Source organism: Dinoroseobacter sp. S375 (assembly GCF_049800775.1).
Classification (GTDB): domain Bacteria; phylum Pseudomonadota; class Alphaproteobacteria; order Rhodobacterales; family Rhodobacteraceae; genus Dinoroseobacter.
The window spans coordinates 551,677-573,268 of the sequence record NZ_JBNAFR010000002.1 but is presented as its reverse complement, the minus strand read 5'-3'; the positions used below and the strand labels follow the sequence as shown (position 1 = coordinate 573,268).

Genomic DNA, 21,592 nt, shown 5'->3' with positions numbered 1-21,592 from the left:
CGAGGACTAGTGGGTCCAGACCGTCCGGCGGTTGGTTGCGAAGTTATCGCCATAGCCGCCCGGGCGGATATTCACCTTGCGCTTCTTGGGCTCCGTCACCGTGACCTCGATCCCCTTCTCACGGGCATAATCCAGCGCGGCTTCCTTGGTGTCGAACCGCAGCTTCACCTGGCTCTGCGTGTCGTCCGAGCTCGTCCAGCCCATCAGAGGATCGATCTCGCGCGCGCTGTCCGGCGCATGCTCCAGCACCCATCCCTTGGTCTTCGCCTGACCCGAGGACATGGCGGTTTTGGCTGGCTGGTAAACTCGCGCGCGCATAGCGACCCTTTCTCTGCTTGGCCGCACTATCACCATTGGCCCGCTGCGATGCAAGCCACGCGTTCTGCGACGCAGAGCCGCGACAGCATCACTCGGATCCGGATTTGAGGGGGATTACAAGCGACTGCCGATCAGCCTCGAGGGAGCGAGGGGTGGGGTGGGTGGTGCGAGACCGACCGACAGCCATTTGCTGCTTGCAGTAGAAAGTTAGGCGCTCGGTACACTCAATACAATTGAATTTTCTCGCCTTGGTTGAGAGCCCAAACAAAGCCTCGCTCAGGACTCACCTTTAATTATTTGATTTTTTTGTTAAATTTATTCAATTGCGGCATTATGGCCCAAGACCTTGGTCTTAGAGGTTTTTTTCGATGCACGCCACGCATGGGCGATATTATTGATCGCAATCAATAACTCAACCCATAATCTTCGCATCTTGCAACGCGTTGACGCGTCGCGCCCCCTTGCAAGAGAACAAAAACAGATCACCTTAGAGGTCCAGAAAGGAATCGACCCATGGACCAGCCCGTTCTGAATGCCATTGCCGAAGACGTCCGCAGCCGCCCGAAACTCGAGGGCGGCCAGACCTTTCGCATGGAGACCAGCTTTTCCCCCGCGGGCGACCAGCCGACGGCGATTGTCGAGCTGAGCCAGGGCGTACGCGACGGAGAGCGCGATCAGGTTCTGCTGGGCGCCACGGGGACAGGCAAGACCTTCACCATGGCGAAGGTGATCGAAGAGACCCAGCGCCCGGCGATCATCCTTGCCCCCAACAAGACCTTGGCGGCGCAGCTCTATGGGGAGTTCAAGGGCTTCTTTCCCGACAACGCGGTCGAGTATTTCGTCAGCTATTACGACTACTACCAGCCCGAGGCCTATGTCGCCCGTTCGGACACCTATATCGAGAAGGAATCCCAGATCAACGAGCAGATCGACCGCATGCGCCACTCGGCGACGCGGGCGCTTCTGGAACGGGATGACGTGATCATCGTGGCCTCGGTCTCCTGCATCTATGGCATCGGTTCCGTCGAAACCTACGGCGCGATGACCCAAGACCTGATCGCCGGGAACGAATACGACCAGCGCCAGATCATGGCCGATCTCGTGGCCCAGCAATACCGCCGCAACGATGCCGCCTTCCAGCGGGGATCCTTCCGGGTGCGCGGCGACAGCCTCGAGGTCTGGCCTGCCCACCTGGAGGACCGCGCGCTGAAGTTTTCCTTCTTTGGCGAAGAGCTCGAGAGCATCACCGAATTCGACCCGCTCACCGGGGCCAAGGCCGACACGGTGGACCGGATCCGGATCTACGCCAACTCGCATTACGTGACCCCCCGCCCCACCATGCAGCAGGCGATCGTGTCGATCAAAAAGGAGCTGCGGATACGGCTCGACCAACTGGTCGCCGAGGGCAAGCTGCTGGAGGCGCAACGGCTCGAACAACGCACGAATTTCGATATCGAGATGCTGGAGGCCACAGGCGTTTGCAACGGCATCGAGAACTACTCGCGCTACCTGACGGGCCGCGCCCCGGGCGAGCCGCCCCCCACCCTGTTCGAATACATCCCCGACAACGCGATCGTCTTCGCCGATGAAAGCCATGTCTCGGTTCCGCAGATCGGCGGCATGTACAAGGGCGACTTCCGCCGCAAGATGACGCTGGCCGAGCACGGCTTCCGCCTGCCCTCCTGCATGGACAACCGCCCGCTGAAATTCGAGGAATGGGACGCCATGCGCCCGCAATCGGTCTTCGTCTCGGCCACCCCCGCAGCATGGGAGCTGGAACAGACCGGCGGAATATTCACCGAACAGGTGATCCGCCCCACCGGCCTGCTCGACCCTCAGGTCGAGATCCGCCCGGTCGAGATGCAAGTGGATGACCTGCTGGACGAAGTGCGCAAGGTCTCCGCCGACGGGTTCCGCACGCTGGTCACGACCCTGACGAAGCGTATGGCCGAGGACCTGACGGAGTACATGCATGAACAGGGGATCCGCGTCCGCTACATGCATTCCGATATCGACACGCTGGAGCGGATCGAGATCCTGCGCGACCTGCGGCTCGGGGCCTTCGACGTACTGATCGGGATCAACCTGCTGCGCGAGGGGCTCGACATCCCGGAATGCGGGCTGGTGGCGATCCTGGATGCGGATAAGGAAGGGTTCCTGCGCTCGGAAACCTCGCTGGTGCAGACCATCGGTCGTGCCGCGCGGAACGCCGAGGGCCGCGTGATCATGTATGCCGACCGGATCACCGGATCCATGGAGCGCGCGCTGGCCGAAACCAACCGCCGCCGCGCCAAGCAGATCGCCTATAACGAGGAACACGGCATCACCCCGGAGACGGTGAAGAAGAACGTCGAGGACGTGCTGGCCGGGCTCTACGAGGGCGATGTGGACATGAACCGCGTGACCGCCAAGGTCGACAAGCCGCTCCATGGCGGAAACCTGGAGGCCGTTCTGGACGGGCTGCGCACGGATATGCGCAAGGCCGCCGAGAACCTGGAGTTCGAAGAAGCCGCCCGCCTGCGCGACGAGGTCAAACGGCTCGAAGCCGTCGATCTGGCCATCGCCGATGATCCCCTCGCACGCCAGTCAGCCGTTGAGGCCGCCGTTGAAGAAAGCGCCAAGGCCTCGGGCCGAAGCACCGCCGGAAGGCCGGGTCAAAGGGGCGGGAATGTGAAGCGGCGGAAGCGACCCTGAAGACAGTCACGGTTCCAAAATGGACGCTCGGTTTAAAGAAATTGGACACTCAAAGGCATGCATACTGAGATGATAACGGGCTTGGGAGTTTTCCTAGGAATTGTGGCAGGAGTTTTTGTGCAACTACTGGCACATTTTATCATGCTTCACTTCCAGACAAAAAACGCAATTGAAATCTTGAGAAGTGAAGTAGAACTTAACACTAGCGAACTGGAAAACCTCAGAACCCAGCTCCGATTGCTGCGTGGAAGAATTTCAGCTGGTCAAGTTCAAGATTCGGAGCTTTTCATCTCAATGGATTCGTTCAATTACTCGGCGATGGATCCACTCATTCAATCGGGTCATTTCCACAAGTTATTGAAATCTGATGGCGTTCGCCAGTACTTCGGCGCAGTGAGATTCCTTAATACTGAGAACGCTATGCGCCTCGTAACCATGCTCAGGGACGAACACCAAGCAAATAAATCTCTGAACTTTTTGGACTGGCTAGACCATAAGATAGATTTGCATGAAGAAGCATTTAGGAAAACATTGTAACGGATTTAAACTAGTTCCGATATGGTATCTGACACAAACGCCGAAGCGATCACTCCGGGAAATTTTGGCCCACCTAGCCGAGAGATTTTTCCAGTTTCATTTTAGAAATTCGCGTTCGGGTTGAGGTTATTCACTGGTATGGAGATAGCCTCGCAGTACTCTAAGCGACGGTGCTGCTCCCGAAGTCTCTTCGGCAGCCTTTGCTCAATGCACATTCGTTTCTTAAGTCTCCAAATATCCCGGGTAGAGCGCGAGAGGGGCTGGCCCCTCTCGCCGGGGCGACGGGCGCAGCCCGGCGCAAAACCACCTCTCAGAAATCAAACAGCTCCATCAGGAAGCTCTCTTTCTTCTTCCGCCGGGGCGCCCGCCCCCCCGGGTAGTCGTCGTCGAAATCCCGCGTCGGTTTCGGGGCTGACGCCGGAACCGAGCGCTCGATGATCTTGTCGAGCTCGCCGCGATCCAGCCAGACGCCTCGGCAGCTCGGGCAGTAGTCGATCTCGACCCCGCTGCGGTCGGTCATCACAAGCTCGGTTCCGTCGATCGGGCATTTCATGGGCGTTTCTCCGTGTTGCTCCCTCTACAGATGGGGATCAAACGGCGGGTCGCAAGTTCAGGTGAACATCCCCATGATCTCGGCATAGAGCGCATCGACCTCTGCCACCGCCGCGCCCTTGCGGGCGGCTTCCGGCGCGCCGAGCCCTTGGCCCAGCGTCTCGGCATAGACGATCCGGTTCGCAAGCTGCGCCTCCGCCAGATCCGCGCTGGTCTCGGCCGCAGCCTCGGCCACCTCGGCCCCGAGACGCGTCCCCGCCCGCGTCCGGTTCAGAACCAAAAGCGTCGGCTTGCCCACCCGGTCCGCCAGATCGAGCACGCCTTCGGTCGCCCAGAGATCCACATGAGAGGTCGCCACGGGCACCACCACCAGATCCGCCGCCCGGAGCGCCGGTTTCAGGTCGCTATCCACCTTGGGCGGCGTGTCGATGATCACCAGATCGCAGGCCTTGGCGAGCTTGCCCACCTCGTAGCCGACCCCCCAGGCCGACGCGGTGGAAAACTCCATATCGGGTTCCCCGTCCAGAAGCTCGAGCCGGGTCATGAACCAGCGTCCCAGCGAGCCCTGCGGGTCGGTATCGATCACCGCGACGCTCTGCCCCGCGCGCAAACCGGCCACCGCCAGGTTGACCGCCAGCGTGGTCTTGCCCGATCCCCCCTTTTGTTGAGCAATCGTTAAGATTTTACCGGTCATTCTGCCCCCCATGCGCTCTTGCGGTCACAACTTGCGGTGATTCTGAGGGGGGTGCACGCGAAATATGGGGGCAGGCTGGACAGATGCGCTCAATTGTCGGGAATTTAGGCAAGAGATGATCCGACCGCTCCTTCGCCTTCTTGCACGATCCGGTTGCGCCGCGTTTTGCGCGTCTGCGGCCTTGGCGGGTCCGTGGCCGCAGGAGGACGGACTCCTTTTTGTCACCGCCGCGCAGGAAACCGCCGGGGAAGAGGAAGACTGGGTCGCCACGCTTTATGCGGAATACGGTCTGACCGAGAACCTGACCCTCGGCTTTGACGGCAGCGCCACCGCCTTCGTGGCCGAGGGATACGCCTTTGCCCGCTATCCGGTGTTTCAAAACGATGGCCCGCACCGCTTTGCGATCCTGGGCGGCGTCGGCGCGTCGGGCAATCTGGTGCGCCCGCCGAAGCCGCTCTGGGTGATCGGGGCGAGCTGGGGGCGCGGGCTGAGCTACCCTTTCGGCAATGGCTGGACGGCGGTGGATGCCAGCGCGCGTTTTCGGCACAAGGACAGTTTCGGCAGCAGGCGGTTGATCAAGGTCGACGCCACCATCGGCTGGCAGCGCGAGAACAAGCATCTGGTCTATCTGCAACTCCAGACTTCGCAGGAATACGATCAGGACCCGCTCGCCAAGCTTGTGCCGACCTATGTCTGGCACTTCTCGGACCTGTTTCAGGTGGAAACCGCCGTGACCCTGCCGATCCTCGGAGATGAGGACCCGCGGGTCAAATTCGGGATCTGGTCGCGCTTCTAGCGCTCAGTCGAATACCGCGGCCACGTCGTAAAGCACCGGCTCAAAACTCCGGCACAATGCGCTGATCTGGCGGTTGCGGTCGCGCATCTCCGCCGTGCGCAACATGGCCTGGAAGTCTTCGCGCCGGTTCCACTGGCTGTAATTGGCGATCCGGGTCTGGGCGTCATTCACGTGCAACCCGGCAGAGATGAAGCCGGGCTGTTGCGAGATGAAGCTTGCATAGGCATCGGTCAGCGCCTCGAGCAGGTCCTGGCAGGTGCCCGGCGTGACCTCGAACGTGGTCACAACGGTTTGCAGATCGGCGGACTTGGTAATCTGTGGCATGGCGGGGTCTCCTCCCCCGCCATTCTAGCACAGATCTGCCGATCAGGCCCGGCTATCGGATCACATGGACCGAGCACGGCGCATGACGCACCACGCGACCGGCGGTGGACCCCAGGAAGTAGTCCTGGATCCCCGGTTTATGCGAGGTGAGCACGATGCAATCAATCTCCTTGGAAATCGCGTAATCCACCAGTGTCGCGCCGGAATGGCCCGTGACCACCTTGACGGTGATGTCCTCGGGCATGCCCAGTTCGCCGGCCAGAGCGGTTTCGTATTCCTTGATCTGCGCCTTGCCATGATCATCCGGCAGGTATTGCGTCGCATAGCTCGGCAAGGCTTCCAGCACGTAGAGCGCCGTGATCTCCGCCCCTTCGGCGCAGATAGCCCGCGCCAAGGCCAGCGCGTCGCGTCCGGTTTCTGCGTGATCCACGTCGACGGCCACTAAAACGTTCTTGTACATGGGATCGCTCCTTGTCTCATCCTTGGGCTTTCGAGACTGTTCTAGCAAAGCTGACTCGTTCGCACCTTGATTGAAATCATGATCCGGAGACGCCCATGCCCGACAAGATCAATCCGATCCGACCGACCGATGACGACGCGCGCGCGCTTGCCCGCGGGCTGATCCGCGACGCACGGTTTGGCGCGCTGGGGACCGTGGATCCAGAGACCGGCGGCCCCATGGTGACCCGGGTCGCCGTGGGGACCGCGCCGGACGGGCGCCCCCTCACCCTGATCTCGGAGCTCTCCCTGCACACCAAGGCGCTGAGCGCGGATCCCCGTTGCTCGCTGCTCTTGGGGGAGCCGGGGGAGAAAGGCGACCCGCTCACCCATCCCCGCATCACGCTGCAGATGCGCGCGGGCTTCGTGGCCAATGGCACCGCCGATTACGCCGCCCTGCGGGATCACTACCTGACCACGCATCCCAAGGCGCAGCTCTATATCGATTTCACGGATTTCCACTTCGCCCTGTTCGAGGTGCAGGCGGCCGCGCTCAATGGCGGCTTCGGCAAGGCTTTCACGCTGACACCCGGCGATTTGCGCCTCGGCTAGGCGCTACCAGCCGCGCGTGCCTGGCGCGCCCTTGACCGTGCCGCGCAGGTTCGGCGTCACCCAGCCGCCATAGAAGGCACCGGGCTGCTCCGTGACCAGCAGATCGCCAACGAAACAGGCCTCCATCCGCTCAGGGTAGAAGGCCACGTAATCCTTGAGCTCGGCAAAGCGCGCGGTCGGGTCGGCATAGGCCCAAGCGGCCTTGTGGCTTACCATGCCATTCGCCGCGACATCGAAATACTGCGCGGTCCCCTTCCATTCGCAGAACGAGCGTCCCGGCGCGGGCTGCAGCACACCGGGGCGAATATCCGTCGGCGGGAAGTAATAGGTTGGCGCGTGATGGGTCTCAAGCACCCTCAACCCCGCCCGGGTCTCGGCCACCACCGTCCCCGACAGGATCACACGCAGCCGAACGCCCACCGGCTCAAGAGCAGGCGGGCGCGGGTAGTCCTGAACGTTCTCGACCGGTAGGACCGTCATGGACACAATCTCAATGGAGGGGCGCCGTCGAACAGGGCGCAGTGGCAGGGAGCCGATCGCAAAACGATATCAGACCCCCCGCCTCCGAACCAGCCCTCTCGCGGTGGCTCAGACCGGACGATCCGCGCGCACAGTCACATGGACCGTACCCTTGCATTCGTCGGGCCAGTTGAGCCGCACCTGATCCTTGTCCGGACCATGGTTGAAGTTCATGGTCGGCATCGCATAGACCAGTTGCCCGGTCGCCGTGGTGATGTTGCCCTCGGCAATCACCCCGGTGACAAAGCGCGCCCGCCCCTCGAAAGGCAGGTAGCCATCCGTGGACAGAACCCATTGCCGCGCCTCGGTATTCTGCTCCAGCGGCAGGGTCACCGGGTTCACCGTGATCCGATCCACGGCGTTATAGGCATTGGCATCAAAGGTCACGTTGCGCGTCCGGCTCACATCCAGCGGCGCGATGGAACTGTCGACCCCGTCCACCCGCTCGATCGTGCCGTTGATCGACTTGAACACATTGTCCGAGACGCTGAGCCCCTGGATGAAATGTCCCGCGCCATAGGGCTTGATCTGGATGAACCGGAACCACGCGCCCGCATCATTCACGGTGAAGATATTGCCCGTCACCGTCAGCCCGCCAAACGACAGCTCAACACCGAAATCCGGCTCCGCGTCATGCTCATTGGTCCATTCCAGCGTGCTGTTGTCCAGATAATTGCCCGTGAAGGTCGTCTTGACGTTGAGATTGGTCAGAACCACCCCCGCCGTGCGCGGCCCATCCGAAGTGCCATCGCCCTGGAACCAATGGTTCCCGGTGAAGATATGGCCCGCCCCGTGGACCACCATGAAGTGCTTGAACCGCACCGCCCGGTTGTCGCGGATTTTGGCATCATTGGCATTGATGTTGATCCCGATGGAGTTGCGCTCGGACACGTCCAGATCGATCTCCGGCGACAGGAACTGGCAGCGATCCACATGCAGGTTCTGACAACCGACCCCGTGCGAGGTGATGCCACGATCCTTGGGTTTGGTGAAATCGCATTCCTCGACCGCAAAGACATCCCCATCCGGGGCCAGCAGAATACCCGAAGCATGCTCGTTCAGCCGCAGATCGATGTTCTGCAGGGTGAATTTCGCCAACCGCGAGAAGCCGCTGAAATCCAGCGCATACTGGAACTTGCGGAAGGTGAAGGTCTGCGTGCCCTCAGCATCGTACAAGGGCTGGCTCAGGGTCACCCGGGCCGCTCCGACATTGACCTCACGCACATAGACCTCACGCCCGACACCATTGCCCTCCACGAGGCTGCCCGGCACGATCTGCGCGACATTGACCACGCCGCTCAGCTCCAGCGGATTCGAAGTGGCATAGGTCGCCTTCGACGTGGTCTCCACCGTGTCCCAGGCCGGGCTGGCCGAGCAGTTGAACTGCCCATTGCGGATCACGCGGCGGATGGTGAACGTGTCCTGATTGCCCACAGCCGCATGGATGTCGATTGGCTCGGTCAGCTCGATCGAGCGCCCGCAGAGATCCAGCGCGTCATGGTCGGAAAAGTTGAGGTAGCACTGCACAGCCTTCTTGAAGGCCAGAACCTCATCGCCAAACGCGTCGTAATAGGCGTTCAGGTCGAAATTCCGCGTCAGCGACAGCCGCTTGTCATCGGGCATCGACACCGTGCCTTCGAACCGCGTCTCGGCGGTCATGGTGACGTTGCTCGTGAGGCGATAGATCCCCTCGGGCACCAACACGCGACGGCCGTTCGCCGCCGCATCGGCGGCGCGGAAGGCCAGGGTGTCATCGGTGACGCCATCGCCCTTGGCGCCGTAATCCTTCACATCGACCCAATCCATCATCTTGCGCAGATAGACCGTGGTCACATCCTCGATCGTGATGTCATCAATGCGGATCAGACCCCCATTCGCGCCGGTGAAATCCACCCCGAAATGGCCATAGATCGGCGTGGTGCCCCAAACGAGGTCAACCCCGCCCCGGCTGCCACTGCCGACGATGGCGCTGATTTCGAACACCTCGCCATAGGCGTCGAGCGCGACCAGAGGGCCCTCCTCGACGATGCCGCCGACGCTCGAGCCGCCCGCGCCCCCGGCCCAGGAGCCGATCCGCGCATTCGGCAGCGCGCCCGACAGGACCTTCACCCGCGCGGTGATGCGCAGATAGCACCCCGGCAGGATCGGCGTCTCGCCCTTGTAGCGCACGCGCGTCAGGTCATTCTGCTTCTGGATTTCGAGACAGCTGCCGAAATCCGCATCCGCGGGAACAAGGGTGGCGTTGGAGGCACCCTCCCAGGTTGCGGTCGCCGGTGTGCCATTGCCCTGGGACCAGACCTCGAGCCCATCCGCAAATTGCGGCGGCATCAGGTCCAATCCATCCGTGATCGCCTTGTTCATCCGAACCCCTTTCACATGGCAGACAGGCGCAGCGGCCCAGCGCGCCCACGCGCCGGGATCATCAGGGCTGTGCTCTGTCGGAAAATTGCGCCGGATGAGACCGGCATTGCGCGCAGATTACGGGGCGCGTCTTAACGAGTTCGAAACCCTGCGCGCGCTCAGGCCCGGCGCAACACCAGCGATCCGAAGCCCGCCGAGATCAACAATCCGAGACCCAGAAGGGCCAGACCATCGGGCAGATCGCCGAAAAACAGCCAGCCCAGCGCGGTGGCCGCGATCAGCTGAAAATAGACAAAGGGCGCGAGCTGCCCGGCCTCGGCGCGCTGGAACGCCACCACCAGCAGCAGGTTGCCCAGCATCGAGCCTCCGGCGCTCCAGATCACCAGACCCGCCACCGGCGCGCTCAGCTCCGGGATCGTCGCAAGGCCCAGCGGCGCGAGCAAAAGCGCCGCGATCACCAGCTGCGACAAGAGCAGCGCGGGGGACGAGGCCACCCCCGCCACCCAGCGGCTCGCCACCAGAAACAGCCCGTAAAAGACGCCCGCCGCCACCGCAAAGGCCAGCCCCTGCGTCATCCCAAAACCGGGCTTGACGACCAGCAGCACACCAAGAAAACCGATCAGTAACAGAACGGTACGCGATAGGCTCAATCGCTCTCCAAGCAAGAGGCCAGAGAGGAAATAGGACAGGATCGGCCCGACAAAGAACGCGCCAAAGACATTGGCCAGAGGCTCCGTGCGCAGGGCCGACAGGATGCAGGCAACCCCGCCCGCGATCAGCGCGCCGCGCAGCCAGATCTTCGGGTTGCGGTAGAGCCGCAGGTCCAAAGAGCCCGCCAGAAACGGCAGCACCATCAGCGCGCCGAGGGCAAACCGGCTCCAACCGACGAAGAAGGGCGAGACCCCAGAGGCCACAAGGATCTTTCCCGCCGTGTCCCCGAACGGGATCAGGCTCATGGCCAGCAGCATGATGGCGACCGTGCGGGCCATGGCGAATCCAATCTGTCTGAGAGGGGGCGTCCGGGGTGAACCTGCCTTAGGACACAAAGAGTTAACGCATTCAAGCGGACGTCATGTCGCTTGCCCGAAGGGACAGGTTGCGCTTTAGTTGAACCATGACCGGCCCGCACACGTCCCTGACACGACGCGGCATGCTCGGTGGCCTCCTCGCCGCCGGCAGCACGCTCGCGCACCCGGCCCATGCCCTGACCTCCTCGCCCCATCCGGCCCCGCGCCCCACGGGCCTGTGGCGGCGCAGCCTGGCGGAACTTGGCACGCTGGTGCACCGCGCCGGGCTGGGTGGTGAAACCAGCCTGACCGTGATCGACATGGAGACCGGCCAGCCGCTCGAAGGATATGCCAGCGCCACCGCCCTGCCCCCGGCCAGTGTGGCCAAGGCTGCGACCGCGCTCTATGCCCTGCGGGTGCTGGGGCCGTCCCACCGCTTTGCCACCCGGGTGATGGCGGATGGCGTGATCTCCGGGGGGCGGCTCGACGGGGATCTCTACCTCATGGGCGGCGGTGATCCCGTGCTCGACACGGCCGCGCTCGGCGGGCTGGTTGCCCAGCTCCGAGCGGCGGGGATCACCGAAGTGACCGGAGCCCTGCGTGTGGTGGACAGCGCCCTGCCTGCGATCCGCACCATCGATCCCGGCCAACCGGATCACTTGGGCTATTCTCCCGCGATCTCTGGCCTGAACCTGAATTTCAACCGGGTCTATTTCGAATGGCGTCGTCTAGGCAGCGATTATGCCGTGACGATGGATGCCCGCGCGGGCGATCTGCGCCCGCAGGTCCGGGTCTCGTCCATGTCCGTGCAGCCGCGCGACGTCCCGATCTACACCTATGAGCAGCGCGGGACCGAGGACCACTGGACCGTCGCGCGCGGCGCCCTCGGGGTCGAGGGCGGGCGCTGGCTGCCCGTGCGCAACCCGGCGGGCTATGCAGCGGATGTGTTCCAAACCCTCGCAGGCGCACAGGGCCTGCGCCTGACCCTGGGCACCAGCAGCCCTACCCTCCCCGACGGCGCGCAAACCCTCGCCGAACATCTCAGCCCGCCCCTGACCGAGATCGCGCGGGGGATGCTGAAATACTCGACCAACCTGACGGCGGAATGCCTTGGCCTCGCGACCTCGCGCAGCCTCGGCGCGCGCCCCGATAGCCTCGCCGCCTCCGGCGCGCAGATGTCGGCCTGGCACCGCGCCCAACTCCCGATCAGCTCGGAGCTGGGCTTTGTCGACCATTCCGGCCTGGGGGAACAGTCGCGCATCTCCAGCGCGGATATGGCCCTGCTGCTCGCGACCCATGGCAGCGCGCCCGCCCTCGCGCCGCTCCTGAAACCCTATCTGACCCGTGACGCCAAGGGCACGCCGCATGGCCTGCAGCCGGCACGGGTCGTCGCCAAGACCGGCACGCTCAACTTCGTCTCGGGCCTGTCGGGCTATATCACCCCGCCCTCGGGCCGCCCCCTCGCCTTCGCGATCTTCTCTGCCGATCTCGCGCGCCGCGCCCGGCTGACCCGCGCGGAACGGGAGCGTCCGGATGGCGGTCGCGCCTGGGCCCGCCGCGCCCGCAAACTGCAGAACGACCTCGTGCTCCGCTGGAGCCGCCTCGCCAGCAGTTGAGCCTGCCACGACCGCCCGTGCTAGACAGGGGCCATGACGCGCTCGGCCCGCTACAGCTTTCGCACTCTGACCCTCGCGGATGCGCCCCTGCTCGCGCGGTGGCGTGCGCAGCCCCATATCCACCGCTGGTGGGGGGAGGAGCGCCCCTATGACGCCGACGCCCTCCGCGACCCGCGCGTCTCCCGCTGGATCGTGGCGCTGAACACCCGCCCCATGGCCTTTCTGCAGGATTACAGCGTCCATGGCTGGGACGAGGGGCATCATTTCGCCCATCTGCCCGCCGGTGCGCGCGGGATCGACCAGTATATCGGCCCGCCAGAGCTGCTGGGGCGCGGCCATGGACCGGCCTTCATCGCCACGCATCTGCGCAGCCTCCTCGCCCAGGGCGCTCCGCTCATCGCCACGGATCCGCATCCGGAAAACCGCCGCGCAATTGCGGCCTATGGCAAGCTCGGCTTCCGCCCCGCGGGTCCGGTGGAAGAGACAGGCTGGGGCCCGATCCTGCCCATGCACCTGCGCCCGCAGACGCTGCGCAGGCCCAACCCCGACGAGGATACCGACCATGATCACCCCGGATTACGCCCGCCTGATGGCCCGCTATGACCGCTGGCAGAACAGCGCCCTGATCGCCGCCGCCGACAGGCTGGACGATGCGGCACGCTGGCAGGATCGCGGCGCGTTCTTTCGCTCCATCGCCAAAACGCTCAATCATATCCTCTGGGATCACCGGGTCTGGCTGGCGCGCCAGCAAGGCGATGCCGACACCGCGCGCGCATTGAACCAGCGCCACCCCTATGCGGATGGGCCCCGCGACTGGGCGGCCTATAAGGACGCGCGCGCCGCACTGGATGACGAGATCCGCAGCTGGGTCGGCGGGCTGACCGCCACGGAGATCGCGCGCAACGTGACCTGGCAACGGGGGCCCGAGACGGTCGAGACCCCCTTCGCCCTCAACCTGATCCACATGTTCAATCATGCCACACACCACCGGGGGCAGGTCCATGCGATGCTCACCGCTGCCGGGGTGGATCCCGGCGCCACGGATCTGCCCATGCTTCCGGATGAGGTCTAGGCCGCACACGCGCCCGCAGGCGCACGGCTCTGGACCGGTCCGCCCTAGAGCGGTAGACTTCAGCCACCAAAGGAGCGCCCTGCCGATGATCCAGTAAATCCCACCCCACCGCCCATGCGGCATTTGGATTTACTGCAGGAGTGCACCATGCAACCCGTCATCTATGATGTGGCCGTTTCGCTGGTCGGCTTTATTTCCGGTCCCGATGGGGACATTTCTCGGTTCGCCCAAGCCGGCCCGGTGGTCGACGACTACGCCGCCCGGCTCGGCGGCTACGGCACTGCGATCATGGGGCGAAAGACCTATGAGTTTGGCTATGCCTATGGTCTGACCCCGGGCCAAACCCCCTATCCCCACATGGACACGCTGGTTTTCTCGCGGGGCCTCCGCCTCCCCGAAGGCAGCCCGGTCTCGGTGGTCTCAGGGCAGTGGGCCGAGGCCTTGCGCGCTCTGAAGTCCCGCGCAAATCGCCCGATCTATCTCTGCGGAGGCGGCGCTTTCGCGGGCTGGGCGCTGGATCACGGCCTGATCGATCGCCTGATCCTGAAACGCGCGCCGGTTTGCTATGGGGCCGGTGTGCCGCTCTTTGGCGGGGCGACGCAGCCCCGCGACGTCACCCGGCTCAGCGTCCGGACTTATGACAACGGCTACCTGCTCGAGACCTTCGCGCTCGCGTGACAAGCCCGCCAGCCGGGCGCCGGGTCCCGATCTGGCGCGTGGCCTGCCGCGCTTCAGGCCCCGATGCCAGGCATGCGCAGCAGCTGCACGCCGTTGATCCGCCAGTCGCCACCATTTTGCACCATCTGGTACTCCAGCAGGTGCAACCCGCCCTGCCCGTCGCGGATCATTACCTTCTGGTACAGCAATCCACCCCGATCCTCGAGCTCGAGATACTGCACCTCCGCCGGGCGCCAGACCATCGGATAGCCGTTGCGCACCATCATCCCGAACCGCTCGGAATTGCCGAACATGCCCTGAATGTTGGGCGAGGCATAGGAGAACGCCTGCGCGAAATCATCCGCACGGAACGCGTCGATCTGGCTCTGGATCGTGGCGGTGATGCCGTCGCGCTCCTGCGCGGCGGCGGGGCCGGTGCCCAAGAGGAACACCGCCAAAAGTACAGGGGCCAGCAGGCCGGCAAGGATGGGTCGCATTCGGTCTCTCCCGGGGTCTGATCCCGGCAAAACCTAGGCCCGGCCCTTATCCGGTCAACTCACCGGCCAGCGCCGCCTCGATCAGGGCGACGGTCTCGTCCACGCCGTAAAGCGCGATGAACCCGCCAAAGCGCGGCCCCTGCGACGCCCCCAGCAGCACCTCGTAAAGCGCCGTGAACCAGCCGCGCAGCGGATCGAACCGCTCGCGCCCGCAGGCAAAGACCTCCGATTGCAGGGCCTCGGCATCGAGCCCGCCATCCCAGGCCTTGAGCCGGTCGCGCAGATCCTCCAGTGCCTCGCGCTCCAGATCCGTGGGGGCGCGGTAGGATTTCGTGGGCTTCACGAAGTCATTGTAATAGCGCACCGCAAAGCCCGCCGCCGCATCCAGATCCGGATGGGTCTCGGCCGAAGCCTCCGGCGCATAGCGCTGGATGAAGCCCCAGAGCGTCCCCTTATCCTCCGCCGAGGCCACGCTCGCGAGGTTCAACAGCATCGCAAACGGCACATCGAGGTTCGAGGCCGGCACATCCGCGCCATGGATGTGAAACACCGGGTTGTTCAGCTGCGCCTTGGGCTCTTGGCCCGGATAGCCGCGCAATTGCTGGTGGTATTCATCCACCGCCTTGGGGATCACGTCGAAGTAAAGCCGCTTGGCGGTCTTCGGCTTCTGGTACATGAAATACTGCAGGCTCTCGGGGGCGGCATAGGTCAGCCACTCCTCCATGGAGAGCCCATTGCCCTTGGATTTCGAGATCTTCTGCCCCTGCTCGTCATTGAACAGCTCGTAAGACAAGCTCTCCGGCGGGCGCTTGCCCAGCGCGCGGCAGATCTTGCTCGATTGCGTGACACTGTCGATCAGGTCCTTGCCGGACATCTCGTAATCCACGCCCAAGGCGGCCCAGCGCATGGCCCAATCGGGCTTCCACTGCATCTTGACATTGCCGCCCGTCACCGGGATCTCGACCCGCTCGCCATCGGGTTCTTCATAGACGATGGTGCCCTTGGCCACATTCCGCTCCAGCGTCGGAACCTGCAACACATGGCCCGTCTTGGGCGAGACCGGCAGGAAACAGGAATAGGTTGCCTGACGATCCGCGCCCAGCGTCGGCAGCATGATCTTCTGGATGTCGTCAAACCGCTCCAGCGCGACCATCAGCATCTCATCGAACTTGCCGGCGGTGTAATACTCGGTGGCGCTGGCAAACTCGTACTCGAACCCGAAGCTGTCGAGAAACTCGCACAGCCGCGCATTGTTGTGCTGCGCGAACCCGGCATGGGTGCCGAACGGATCGCGCACCTTGGTCAGCGGCAGGTTCAGATCCTGCGCCAGTTCTTCCTGCATGGGCACATTGCCGGGTACCTTGCGGAACCCGTCCATGTCGTCCGAGAAACAGATCAGCTTTGTCGGGATGTCCGACAGCACCTCGAAGGCGCGGCGCACCATGGTCGTGCGCGCCACCTCGCCAAAGGTGCCGATATGCGGCAGACCGCTGGGCCCATACCCTGTCTGGAAAAGCACATAGCCCTTCTCCGGCGCGCCCTTGGCATAGCGTTTGAGCAGCCGCCGCGCCTCTTCGAACGGCCAGGCCTTGGAAGACATGGCAAGATCGCGGGTGTCAGAGGAGTGAGCGGACATGGGGATCGGGTTCCTTGCTTGGCGGGCATTCGAGCGCCCGGACCCGCGCTGCCTATTGCGGGCGCGGCCTCGGGTCAATATCTAGCCCCTAAGCTCTGCGAAAGGACACAGACAGATGACCGCGAACCCGCTTCTCAGCCCACAAGACGCCCTTGTCGCGCTCATGGTCGCCGCCTCCGCCTCGAATGAGGACATCCAGACCTCGGAACTGGTGAAGATCACCCAGATCATCAACCATCTGCCGATCTTTGCGGCCTTCGACGCCGATCGCACGCCGGTCCTGACCCGATTGGTCTTCGACCTCTTTGAGGAGGAGGATGGCCTCGACGCGCTGTTTGGCCTGCTGCGCGACGCGCTGCCCGCCGAGCTGAACGAGACCGCCTATGCCCTGGCCTGCGATGTGGCCGCCGCCGATGGCCAGCTTGACGAGCCCGAATTGCGCTTTCTCGAAGAGATCCGGTTCGAGCTGAATATCGACCGGCTCAGTGCCGCCGCGATCGAGCGGGGCGCCAGCGCGCGTCACCGCACCCTCGACTGACCGGGCCCGGCGACGAACCCCACGATCCGTCCGATGGAACCAATTCGGCCCTTGATGGTTGAGTGTCCAGAACAAGACACTTCGCATCAAAGGAATATGACATGGAATATGGTATCATCGGGCTTCTGATCCTGATCGCGGACATCTATGCGATCTACCGCGTGCTGACGAGCGGCGCATCGACGCTTGAAAAGGTCATCTGGACGGTCGTGATCGTGCTGCTGCCGGTTCTGGGCTTCATCGCCTGGCTGGTGGCCGGTCCCAAGGGCGGCGCTTCGGCCCGCATCTGACCGACACTCCCTTGACGAACCGGAAAACGCCGCGCCCTGTCGCGGCGTTTTTCTTGCGCGGGTCAGCGGCGCGCGGTCCAGTCGCCCGCGGCACGGATCGCGCTCGACGAGGCCCGCAGCATCGGGATCGTGGCAAAGGCCCAGGCCGGGGCCTCGGTCCGGCCCAGACGGTGCATCTCATTCCCGCGCAACCTGGCATGGGCCATGTACCGCGCCGCGGGCGAGGTCAGACCCGCCAGCCGCTGCCCGGGCCGCGCCAGAACCCCCACGGGGACCTGGGCCAGAATATCGCGCCAACGCTCCCAGCGGTGAAACTGCGCGAGATTATCCGCCCCCATCAGCCAGACGAACCGCTGCCCCGGCGCGTGCCGCCTCAGGGCGGTCAGCGTTTCGGCGGTGTAGCGCGTCCCCAGCTGCGCCTCGAGATCGGTGACCGTCACCGCCGGGTGATCCATGATCGCCCGCGCCCGGGCCATCCGCGCCTCAAGGGCCGCAGGCGCATCGGGCTTGAGCGGATTGCCCGGGCTCACCAGCCACCAGACCCGATCCAGCCCGAACCGCCGCAGCGCCTCTTCGGTGATATGCACATGACCCTCGTGCGCCGGGTCAAAGGATCCGCCCAGCAATCCCACGACCTGACCCCGCCCGGCCCAGGGCTGCCCTGACCGCATCTGGCTCTCCTTTTGCCGATGGGTTTCTTGCGGCCTGATCTCGGCGAAGTCAATTCAACTGTCTGGACCGCGCCGCAAGACAGCCTAAACTTGAAATCATGAATTGGTTAAGATCGGCCCTTGTCAGCAGCTTCGCCGCGCTCCTGCTCTGCGCGCCCGCCACAGCCCAGGTCCAGAATGACCGCGATACAGCCCTGCGCAATGCGGTGGTCTCGCTGGGCCGCTGCACGGGGACGCTGATCACGCCCCGGGTGATCCTCACCGCCGCCCATTGCATCCCCGCGGGTCTGCGGGCCGAGGCCCCGGCGACACCGCCCCGGGACCGCTGCCTCGCCCTGCCCCATCAGCACAGCCTCGCCAAATCCCCACACGAGAACCCGTTCGAATGGACCGCGTTCGAGGCCCGCGCCGCGCCCACCGCGCGCTTCGGTGCCGATAGCGGGGCGCGGCGGATCTCCATGCGCGCCGAGGCCTACAGCTTGCCGCGTTGCGCCGACATGGCGCTCTTGCGGCTCGCCCATGACGTGCCCGAGGCCGTGGCCCGCCCCCTGCCCGTGCTGATCCTCGCCCCGCACCGCCAGGTCGCCCCGCCCTGGCGCGACATGACCCTGCGCCATGCCGGCTGGGGCGCGCCCAAAGGCGGCCCCGAGGCAGGCGCCAAACGCCAGACCGGCCCGGTGCGCGGCTTCAGCAAGACCCGCTGCAACCTCGTGGCCCTCCCCCCGGTTCGCCCGAATGGCGAGCGGATCCTCACCGGCGACAGCGGCAGCCCCCTGCTGGCCAAGCTCGAAGGTCCGGACGGCCCCGAGGAGCATGTGATTGCCGTCCTGTTCGCAAGTGGCATCCCCGACCGCGCGGCCTGTGGCGCCCGAGACCTGCGCGTCCCGCGCCGCCACGGCACCTATACGCCCACATGGCGCAAACAGGTGCCGGACACGGATTCCACGGATCTGGGCCTCTGGATCTCCCACCATGCACCCGATGCCGTCCGGATCTGGCCCGAACTGACCCCGCTCGCAGCACCCCCGCAATAGCCCGGACCCACCGAATGTCGCGGACATCATAGCCTCTTGCAGACACTAAACTTTTATGAAATTTGCAAAAAGGCCCAGCCCGTTACTCAGGAGACCCCGGTGAAACCCGTCCTTCTCGCTACGACGACCTGTCTGCTCATGGCGGCAACCGCCGCATCAGCCGCAACACGCCAGATCAATTTCACCGCCGATCCCCTCGGCCAATCCGCACGCAGCGCGCCCTTCGGATTGTCCACCGGTGACAGCGTCAGCGGCAGTTTCACCTTCGACGATTCCAGCTTCTCGGGCGCCGGGACGTACGACCTGCAACCCGTTCTGCTGTCCTTTACCCTGACGACGGGCACCCAATCCTGGTCCCTCGCGGATGTGGAGCCGAACTCCCTTCTGGACAGAATCCAGATCGACGACGCCAATGAGGTGCTCGAATTCGGCTTCATCCTCTCCAGTGGCGCTGGCGAAGTCCGCGGCTCGACGAACAACACCTTCCTTGTGGCCAACCCCGGAAGCTCCCAGTTCATCTTCTGCAACGGATGCGTCAGCTTCGAAGAGGTCCCGGTCGAGGCCATCCCGCTGCCCGCGACCCTGCCTCTGGGCGTTCTGGCGCTCGGCGGGCTCGGCTGGGTCACCCGCAGGCGCGCGCAACGCGCCTGAGCGCGCGGCGGCCCCGGGGTCGGGCCGGGCTGAGCACCGGGCCTGAGGCGCAGGCCTCAGCCCGACTGGGCCGCAGGCACCACATCGACCCCGTCCCCAAGCGCAATCCGCCCCGGCGCCAGCACTTCGGCCACCATGCCGCCATGCCCGCGCACGGCCGCATAGCCGCCATGGCCGAACACCTCCTCCATCCGGGAACAGGGCGCGCAGATCCCCTTGATCCGCAGGACAACCGTCGCACCGATCCGCAGATCCCGATCCCGCAGCGAGAGCAGGTTCAAACCCGAAATCACCAGGTTCCGGCGCAGCAGGTCCGGCGGCACCGGAGCGCGCCCCAGATAGGCCCCAATCGCCGGCAGATGCTCGGCCTGAATGAGGGTCACCGCCCGCTTGCCGGGCTTCGCGCGGTCCCCGTCCAGACCGGAGCCCGTCACCTCGACCGCCTCCACCGGCACCATCCCGACCCGCCGCGCAGGTCGCAGACCGATCCAGTCCAACCGCCCCGCCTGCGCCCGCCGGGCCATCATGTCGCGAAGCTCAGACATGGCCGCCTCCCAGTCCGCTCTGGCGTCCCCGAGCAATGCAACCATGGAGCTGCGCGGGTCCGAGCACGTCCCGACCGGAAAGGAGCGGCCCAGCACCGCCGGTTCTGCGCCGATAGAGACCGATGACCCTGATACCCATGCGCGCCCCCTAAACTCTCTCGACCTTCTGAAACACCTGCCCGTTTACCTCATAGGCCCGCGCACGCACCGGAACGATCTCAAGCTCCGTGAGCCTGGTCCGATCCGACGTCTTTTGCACCGCAACCCTCAGAACCAGCGAGCGCGCGATGGCCTCATGCCCGAACCCCCAGAGCAGGCTGCCGAGCGAATAGGCGATCGGAACGATACGATCCCCGTCCCGTGTTCGGTAAAGCTGCACCGGCTGCGCCACATGCGGGTGGTGGCACACGATCAAATCGGCGCCGCAATCCGCCAGGTCCTGCGCGGCCTCCTGCTGCGCGCGCCGGGGAAACATCTCGAACTCGTATCCCCAATGGATCATCGCCACGATCACATCACAGCCCGATTGCTTCGCCTCGCGGATTTGCTGCTTAAGCAAGCCCGTGTCCGGCGCTTCGTGTTTGGAGGACAGGTTTGCGACCAACACGGCCCGCGCGCTGTCCTTTGGCAGGGAATGCCCGTTGGTCCCGAAGGTGCAGGTCGCAAATCCGACCCTGATGCCGTTCCGGTCCAATGTCTTGATACGCGTCGGATCCGCCCGGTCCTCCTGGATGCCGACCTGCAGAATGCCGCGCGCTTCAATGGCAGATAACGTGGTCTCTACCCCTTCGGCACCCATATCCAGAATGTGATTATTGGCAAGGTTCAGAACGTCGAATGGCCGCCCTCCATAGCTGGTCAGCGCATCGAACTGCGCCTCGGACGCACATTCCGTGGGCGGCCCCGCATCCCCGATGACCTCGTCCACCAAAGGCTGCGTTGTGACGGGCGACTCGTAATTGGCAATGCTGAGATCGCTCCGGAACCAAAGATCCGCCACCTCGGCATAGACCTCATCCCGCGCCACATCGGCCCGGTGACATCGCAGGATATCGCCGACGAAGCTCAGCGTGACGGTTTGCGCCCCATCGCCATCGGCCAATGAAATCTGCGCCTGATCGGAGGTCATGAATTCGGAGGTGTCCAGCTCCGGATCCGGGAGCCGCACGAGGTTCTTGCTCTTGAAGACCCAGTAGAGGTTATCCAACACCCCCATTTGGGTGATGTCACTGGCAGAGCCTGGTCTTGGGGTTTTCCAGAGCCCGAGCTTTTCCGCAGCCCAAAGCAAGACAGGCACGACCGGTTTCAAAACAGGGTTTGTAAATCGCAGGACCTCATAGGGCGTGTTCGGGATCAGCGACATATCGGAGTTTTTCCTCGTCCGGTTGATCAGGGCGGGCGCGCGCCCCTCGAAACGCTGGACCCCACGTCACCGCCCAGCATCCGGCGGATCGAAACACAGACGCAACCACAAAGCCAGACCACCGACCGGGCGCGCGGACCAAAGCCGCGGCACCACAAGGGGGCCGCCCG

At 64.3% G+C, this 21,592-nt stretch carries 25 protein-coding genes; 12 read left to right on the top strand and 13 right to left on the bottom strand.

Features of this window, described 5'->3' with window-relative positions:
- Nucleotides 1-6: 6 nt before the first annotated feature.
- Nucleotides 7-318 (bottom strand): ETC complex I subunit, encoded by a 312-nt coding sequence (locus tag ACP150_RS07560; protein ID WP_424965963.1) that lies wholly within the window; start codon nt 316-318, stop codon nt 7-9.
- 513 nt (nt 319-831) lie between these two features.
- Here ACP150_RS07560 and uvrB point away from each other — a divergent pair.
- Nucleotides 832-3,012, top strand: a complete 2,181-nt coding sequence (uvrB, locus tag ACP150_RS07555) for an excinuclease ABC subunit UvrB (RefSeq protein WP_424965962.1) — start codon at nt 832-834, stop codon at nt 3,010-3,012.
- 57 nt (nt 3,013-3,069) lie between these two features.
- The gene (locus tag ACP150_RS07550; RefSeq protein ID WP_424965961.1) at nt 3,070-3,549 is read left to right on the top strand and encodes a hypothetical protein; all 480 of its coding nucleotides are present in this window, start codon (nt 3,070-3,072) and stop codon (nt 3,547-3,549) included.
- 310 nt (nt 3,550-3,859) lie between these two features.
- Here the strand turns inward: ACP150_RS07550 and ACP150_RS07545 are convergent, their stop codons facing one another.
- Together ACP150_RS07545 and parA are read right to left on the bottom strand one after the other, a co-directional pair.
- Nucleotides 3,860-4,102: a zf-TFIIB domain-containing protein gene (locus tag ACP150_RS07545; RefSeq protein ID WP_424965960.1), complete on the bottom strand. Its 243-nt coding sequence runs from the start codon at nt 4,100-4,102 to the stop codon at nt 3,860-3,862.
- 57 nt (nt 4,103-4,159) lie between these two features.
- Nucleotides 4,160-4,795 carry a ParA family partition ATPase gene (gene parA, locus ACP150_RS07540; protein ID WP_424965959.1) on the bottom strand — a complete coding sequence of 212 codons (636 nt, stop codon included), beginning with the start codon at nt 4,793-4,795 and terminating at the stop codon, nt 4,160-4,162.
- A 181-nt stretch (nt 4,796-4,976) separates the two neighbouring features.
- Between parA and ACP150_RS07535 the strand changes: the two genes are divergently transcribed.
- A complete protein-coding gene (locus tag ACP150_RS07535) occupies nt 4,977-5,591 on the top strand; it encodes a hypothetical protein (protein ID WP_424965958.1) in 615 nt (204 codons plus the stop codon).
- 3 nt (nt 5,592-5,594) lie between these two features.
- Here the strand turns inward: ACP150_RS07535 and ACP150_RS07530 are convergent, their stop codons facing one another.
- Complete coding sequence (locus tag ACP150_RS07530) at nt 5,595-5,915, bottom strand: antibiotic biosynthesis monooxygenase family protein (RefSeq protein WP_424965957.1); 321 nt, start codon at nt 5,913-5,915, stop codon at nt 5,595-5,597.
- Between the two features lie 52 nt (nt 5,916-5,967).
- Nucleotides 5,968-6,375, bottom strand: coding sequence for a universal stress protein (locus tag ACP150_RS07525; protein WP_424965956.1), 408 nt, complete (start codon nt 6,373-6,375; stop codon nt 5,968-5,970).
- Between the two features lie 95 nt (nt 6,376-6,470).
- Between ACP150_RS07525 and ACP150_RS07520 the strand changes: the two genes are divergently transcribed.
- Complete coding sequence (locus ACP150_RS07520) at nt 6,471-6,965, top strand: HugZ family protein (protein ID WP_424965955.1); 495 nt, start codon at nt 6,471-6,473, stop codon at nt 6,963-6,965.
- Between the two features lie 3 nt (nt 6,966-6,968).
- On the opposite strand, the gene ACP150_RS07515 is transcribed toward ACP150_RS07520, so the two are convergent.
- From ACP150_RS07515 to ACP150_RS07505, 3 genes are all read right to left on the bottom strand, one after another.
- Nucleotides 6,969-7,445, bottom strand: coding sequence for a DUF427 domain-containing protein (locus ACP150_RS07515; RefSeq protein ID WP_424965954.1), 477 nt, complete (start codon nt 7,443-7,445; stop codon nt 6,969-6,971).
- Nucleotides 7,446-7,553: 108 nt separating this feature from the next.
- Nucleotides 7,554-9,845, bottom strand: coding sequence for a glycosyl hydrolase family 28-related protein (locus ACP150_RS07510; protein WP_424965953.1), 2,292 nt, complete (start codon nt 9,843-9,845; stop codon nt 7,554-7,556).
- 158 nt (nt 9,846-10,003) lie between these two features.
- The gene (locus tag ACP150_RS07505) at nt 10,004-10,834 is read right to left on the bottom strand and encodes a DMT family transporter (RefSeq protein ID WP_424965952.1); all 831 of its coding nucleotides are present in this window, start codon (nt 10,832-10,834) and stop codon (nt 10,004-10,006) included.
- A gap of 125 nt (nt 10,835-10,959) precedes the next feature.
- Here ACP150_RS07505 and dacB point away from each other — a divergent pair, with 125 nt between their 5' ends.
- The 4 genes from dacB to ACP150_RS07485 all read left to right on the top strand — a co-directional run bounded on the left by dacB (nt 10,960) and on the right by ACP150_RS07485 (nt 14,218).
- Complete coding sequence (gene dacB / locus ACP150_RS07500) at nt 10,960-12,468, top strand: D-alanyl-D-alanine carboxypeptidase/D-alanyl-D-alanine endopeptidase (RefSeq protein WP_424965951.1); 1,509 nt, start codon at nt 10,960-10,962, stop codon at nt 12,466-12,468.
- A gap of 33 nt (nt 12,469-12,501) precedes the next feature.
- The gene (locus ACP150_RS07495) at nt 12,502-13,071 is read left to right on the top strand and encodes a GNAT family N-acetyltransferase (protein WP_424965950.1); all 570 of its coding nucleotides are present in this window, start codon (nt 12,502-12,504) and stop codon (nt 13,069-13,071) included.
- Nucleotides 13,031-13,540 carry a DinB family protein gene (locus ACP150_RS07490; protein WP_424965949.1) on the top strand — a complete coding sequence of 170 codons (510 nt, stop codon included), beginning with the start codon at nt 13,031-13,033 and terminating at the stop codon, nt 13,538-13,540. Before ACP150_RS07495 ends, ACP150_RS07490 begins: the two co-directional genes overlap by 41 nt.
- 147 nt (nt 13,541-13,687) lie before the next feature.
- A complete protein-coding gene (locus tag ACP150_RS07485) occupies nt 13,688-14,218 on the top strand; it encodes a dihydrofolate reductase family protein (RefSeq protein ID WP_424965948.1) in 531 nt (176 codons plus the stop codon).
- Between the two features lie 53 nt (nt 14,219-14,271).
- Here the strand turns inward: ACP150_RS07485 and ACP150_RS07480 are convergent, their stop codons facing one another.
- Together ACP150_RS07480 and ACP150_RS07475 are read right to left on the bottom strand one after the other, a co-directional pair.
- On the bottom strand, nt 14,272-14,694 hold the full coding sequence (locus ACP150_RS07480) for a DUF4864 domain-containing protein (RefSeq protein ID WP_424965947.1): 423 nt from the start codon (nt 14,692-14,694) through the stop codon (nt 14,272-14,274).
- 46 nt (nt 14,695-14,740) lie between these two features.
- The gene (locus ACP150_RS07475) at nt 14,741-16,330 is read right to left on the bottom strand and encodes a lysine--tRNA ligase (protein ID WP_424965946.1); all 1,590 of its coding nucleotides are present in this window, start codon (nt 16,328-16,330) and stop codon (nt 14,741-14,743) included.
- Nucleotides 16,331-16,445: 115 nt separating this feature from the next.
- Here ACP150_RS07475 and ACP150_RS07470 point away from each other — a divergent pair, with 115 nt between their 5' ends.
- Both ACP150_RS07470 and ACP150_RS07465 read left to right on the top strand, forming a co-directional pair.
- Nucleotides 16,446-16,868, top strand: a complete 423-nt coding sequence (locus ACP150_RS07470; RefSeq protein WP_424965945.1) for a tellurite resistance TerB family protein — start codon at nt 16,446-16,448, stop codon at nt 16,866-16,868.
- 101 nt (nt 16,869-16,969) lie between these two features.
- Nucleotides 16,970-17,158 (top strand): PLD nuclease N-terminal domain-containing protein, encoded by a 189-nt coding sequence (locus tag ACP150_RS07465; RefSeq protein WP_424965944.1) that lies wholly within the window; start codon nt 16,970-16,972, stop codon nt 17,156-17,158.
- Nucleotides 17,159-17,220: 62 nt separating this feature from the next.
- Here the strand turns inward: ACP150_RS07465 and ACP150_RS07460 are convergent, their stop codons facing one another.
- A complete protein-coding gene (locus ACP150_RS07460) occupies nt 17,221-17,829 on the bottom strand; it encodes a nicotinate-nucleotide adenylyltransferase (protein WP_424965943.1) in 609 nt (202 codons plus the stop codon).
- 98 nt (nt 17,830-17,927) lie between these two features.
- On the opposite strand from ACP150_RS07460, the gene ACP150_RS07455 reads away from it, so the two are divergent.
- Nucleotides 17,928-18,863 carry a trypsin-like serine peptidase gene (locus tag ACP150_RS07455; RefSeq protein ID WP_424965942.1) on the top strand — a complete coding sequence of 312 codons (936 nt, stop codon included), beginning with the start codon at nt 17,928-17,930 and terminating at the stop codon, nt 18,861-18,863.
- A gap of 99 nt (nt 18,864-18,962) precedes the next feature.
- Nucleotides 18,963-19,514, top strand: coding sequence for a hypothetical protein (locus ACP150_RS07450; protein WP_424965941.1), 552 nt, complete (start codon nt 18,963-18,965; stop codon nt 19,512-19,514).
- A 56-nt stretch (nt 19,515-19,570) separates the two neighbouring features.
- Here ACP150_RS07450 and ACP150_RS07445 read toward each other — a convergent pair whose 3' ends face one another.
- The gene (locus ACP150_RS07445; RefSeq protein WP_424965940.1) at nt 19,571-20,059 is read right to left on the bottom strand and encodes an MOSC domain-containing protein; all 489 of its coding nucleotides are present in this window, start codon (nt 20,057-20,059) and stop codon (nt 19,571-19,573) included.
- 148 nt (nt 20,060-20,207) lie between these two features.
- Nucleotides 20,208-21,422, bottom strand: a complete 1,215-nt coding sequence (locus ACP150_RS07440; RefSeq protein WP_424965939.1) for a CapA family protein — start codon at nt 21,420-21,422, stop codon at nt 20,208-20,210.
- Between the last annotated feature and the right edge of the window lie 170 nt (nt 21,423-21,592).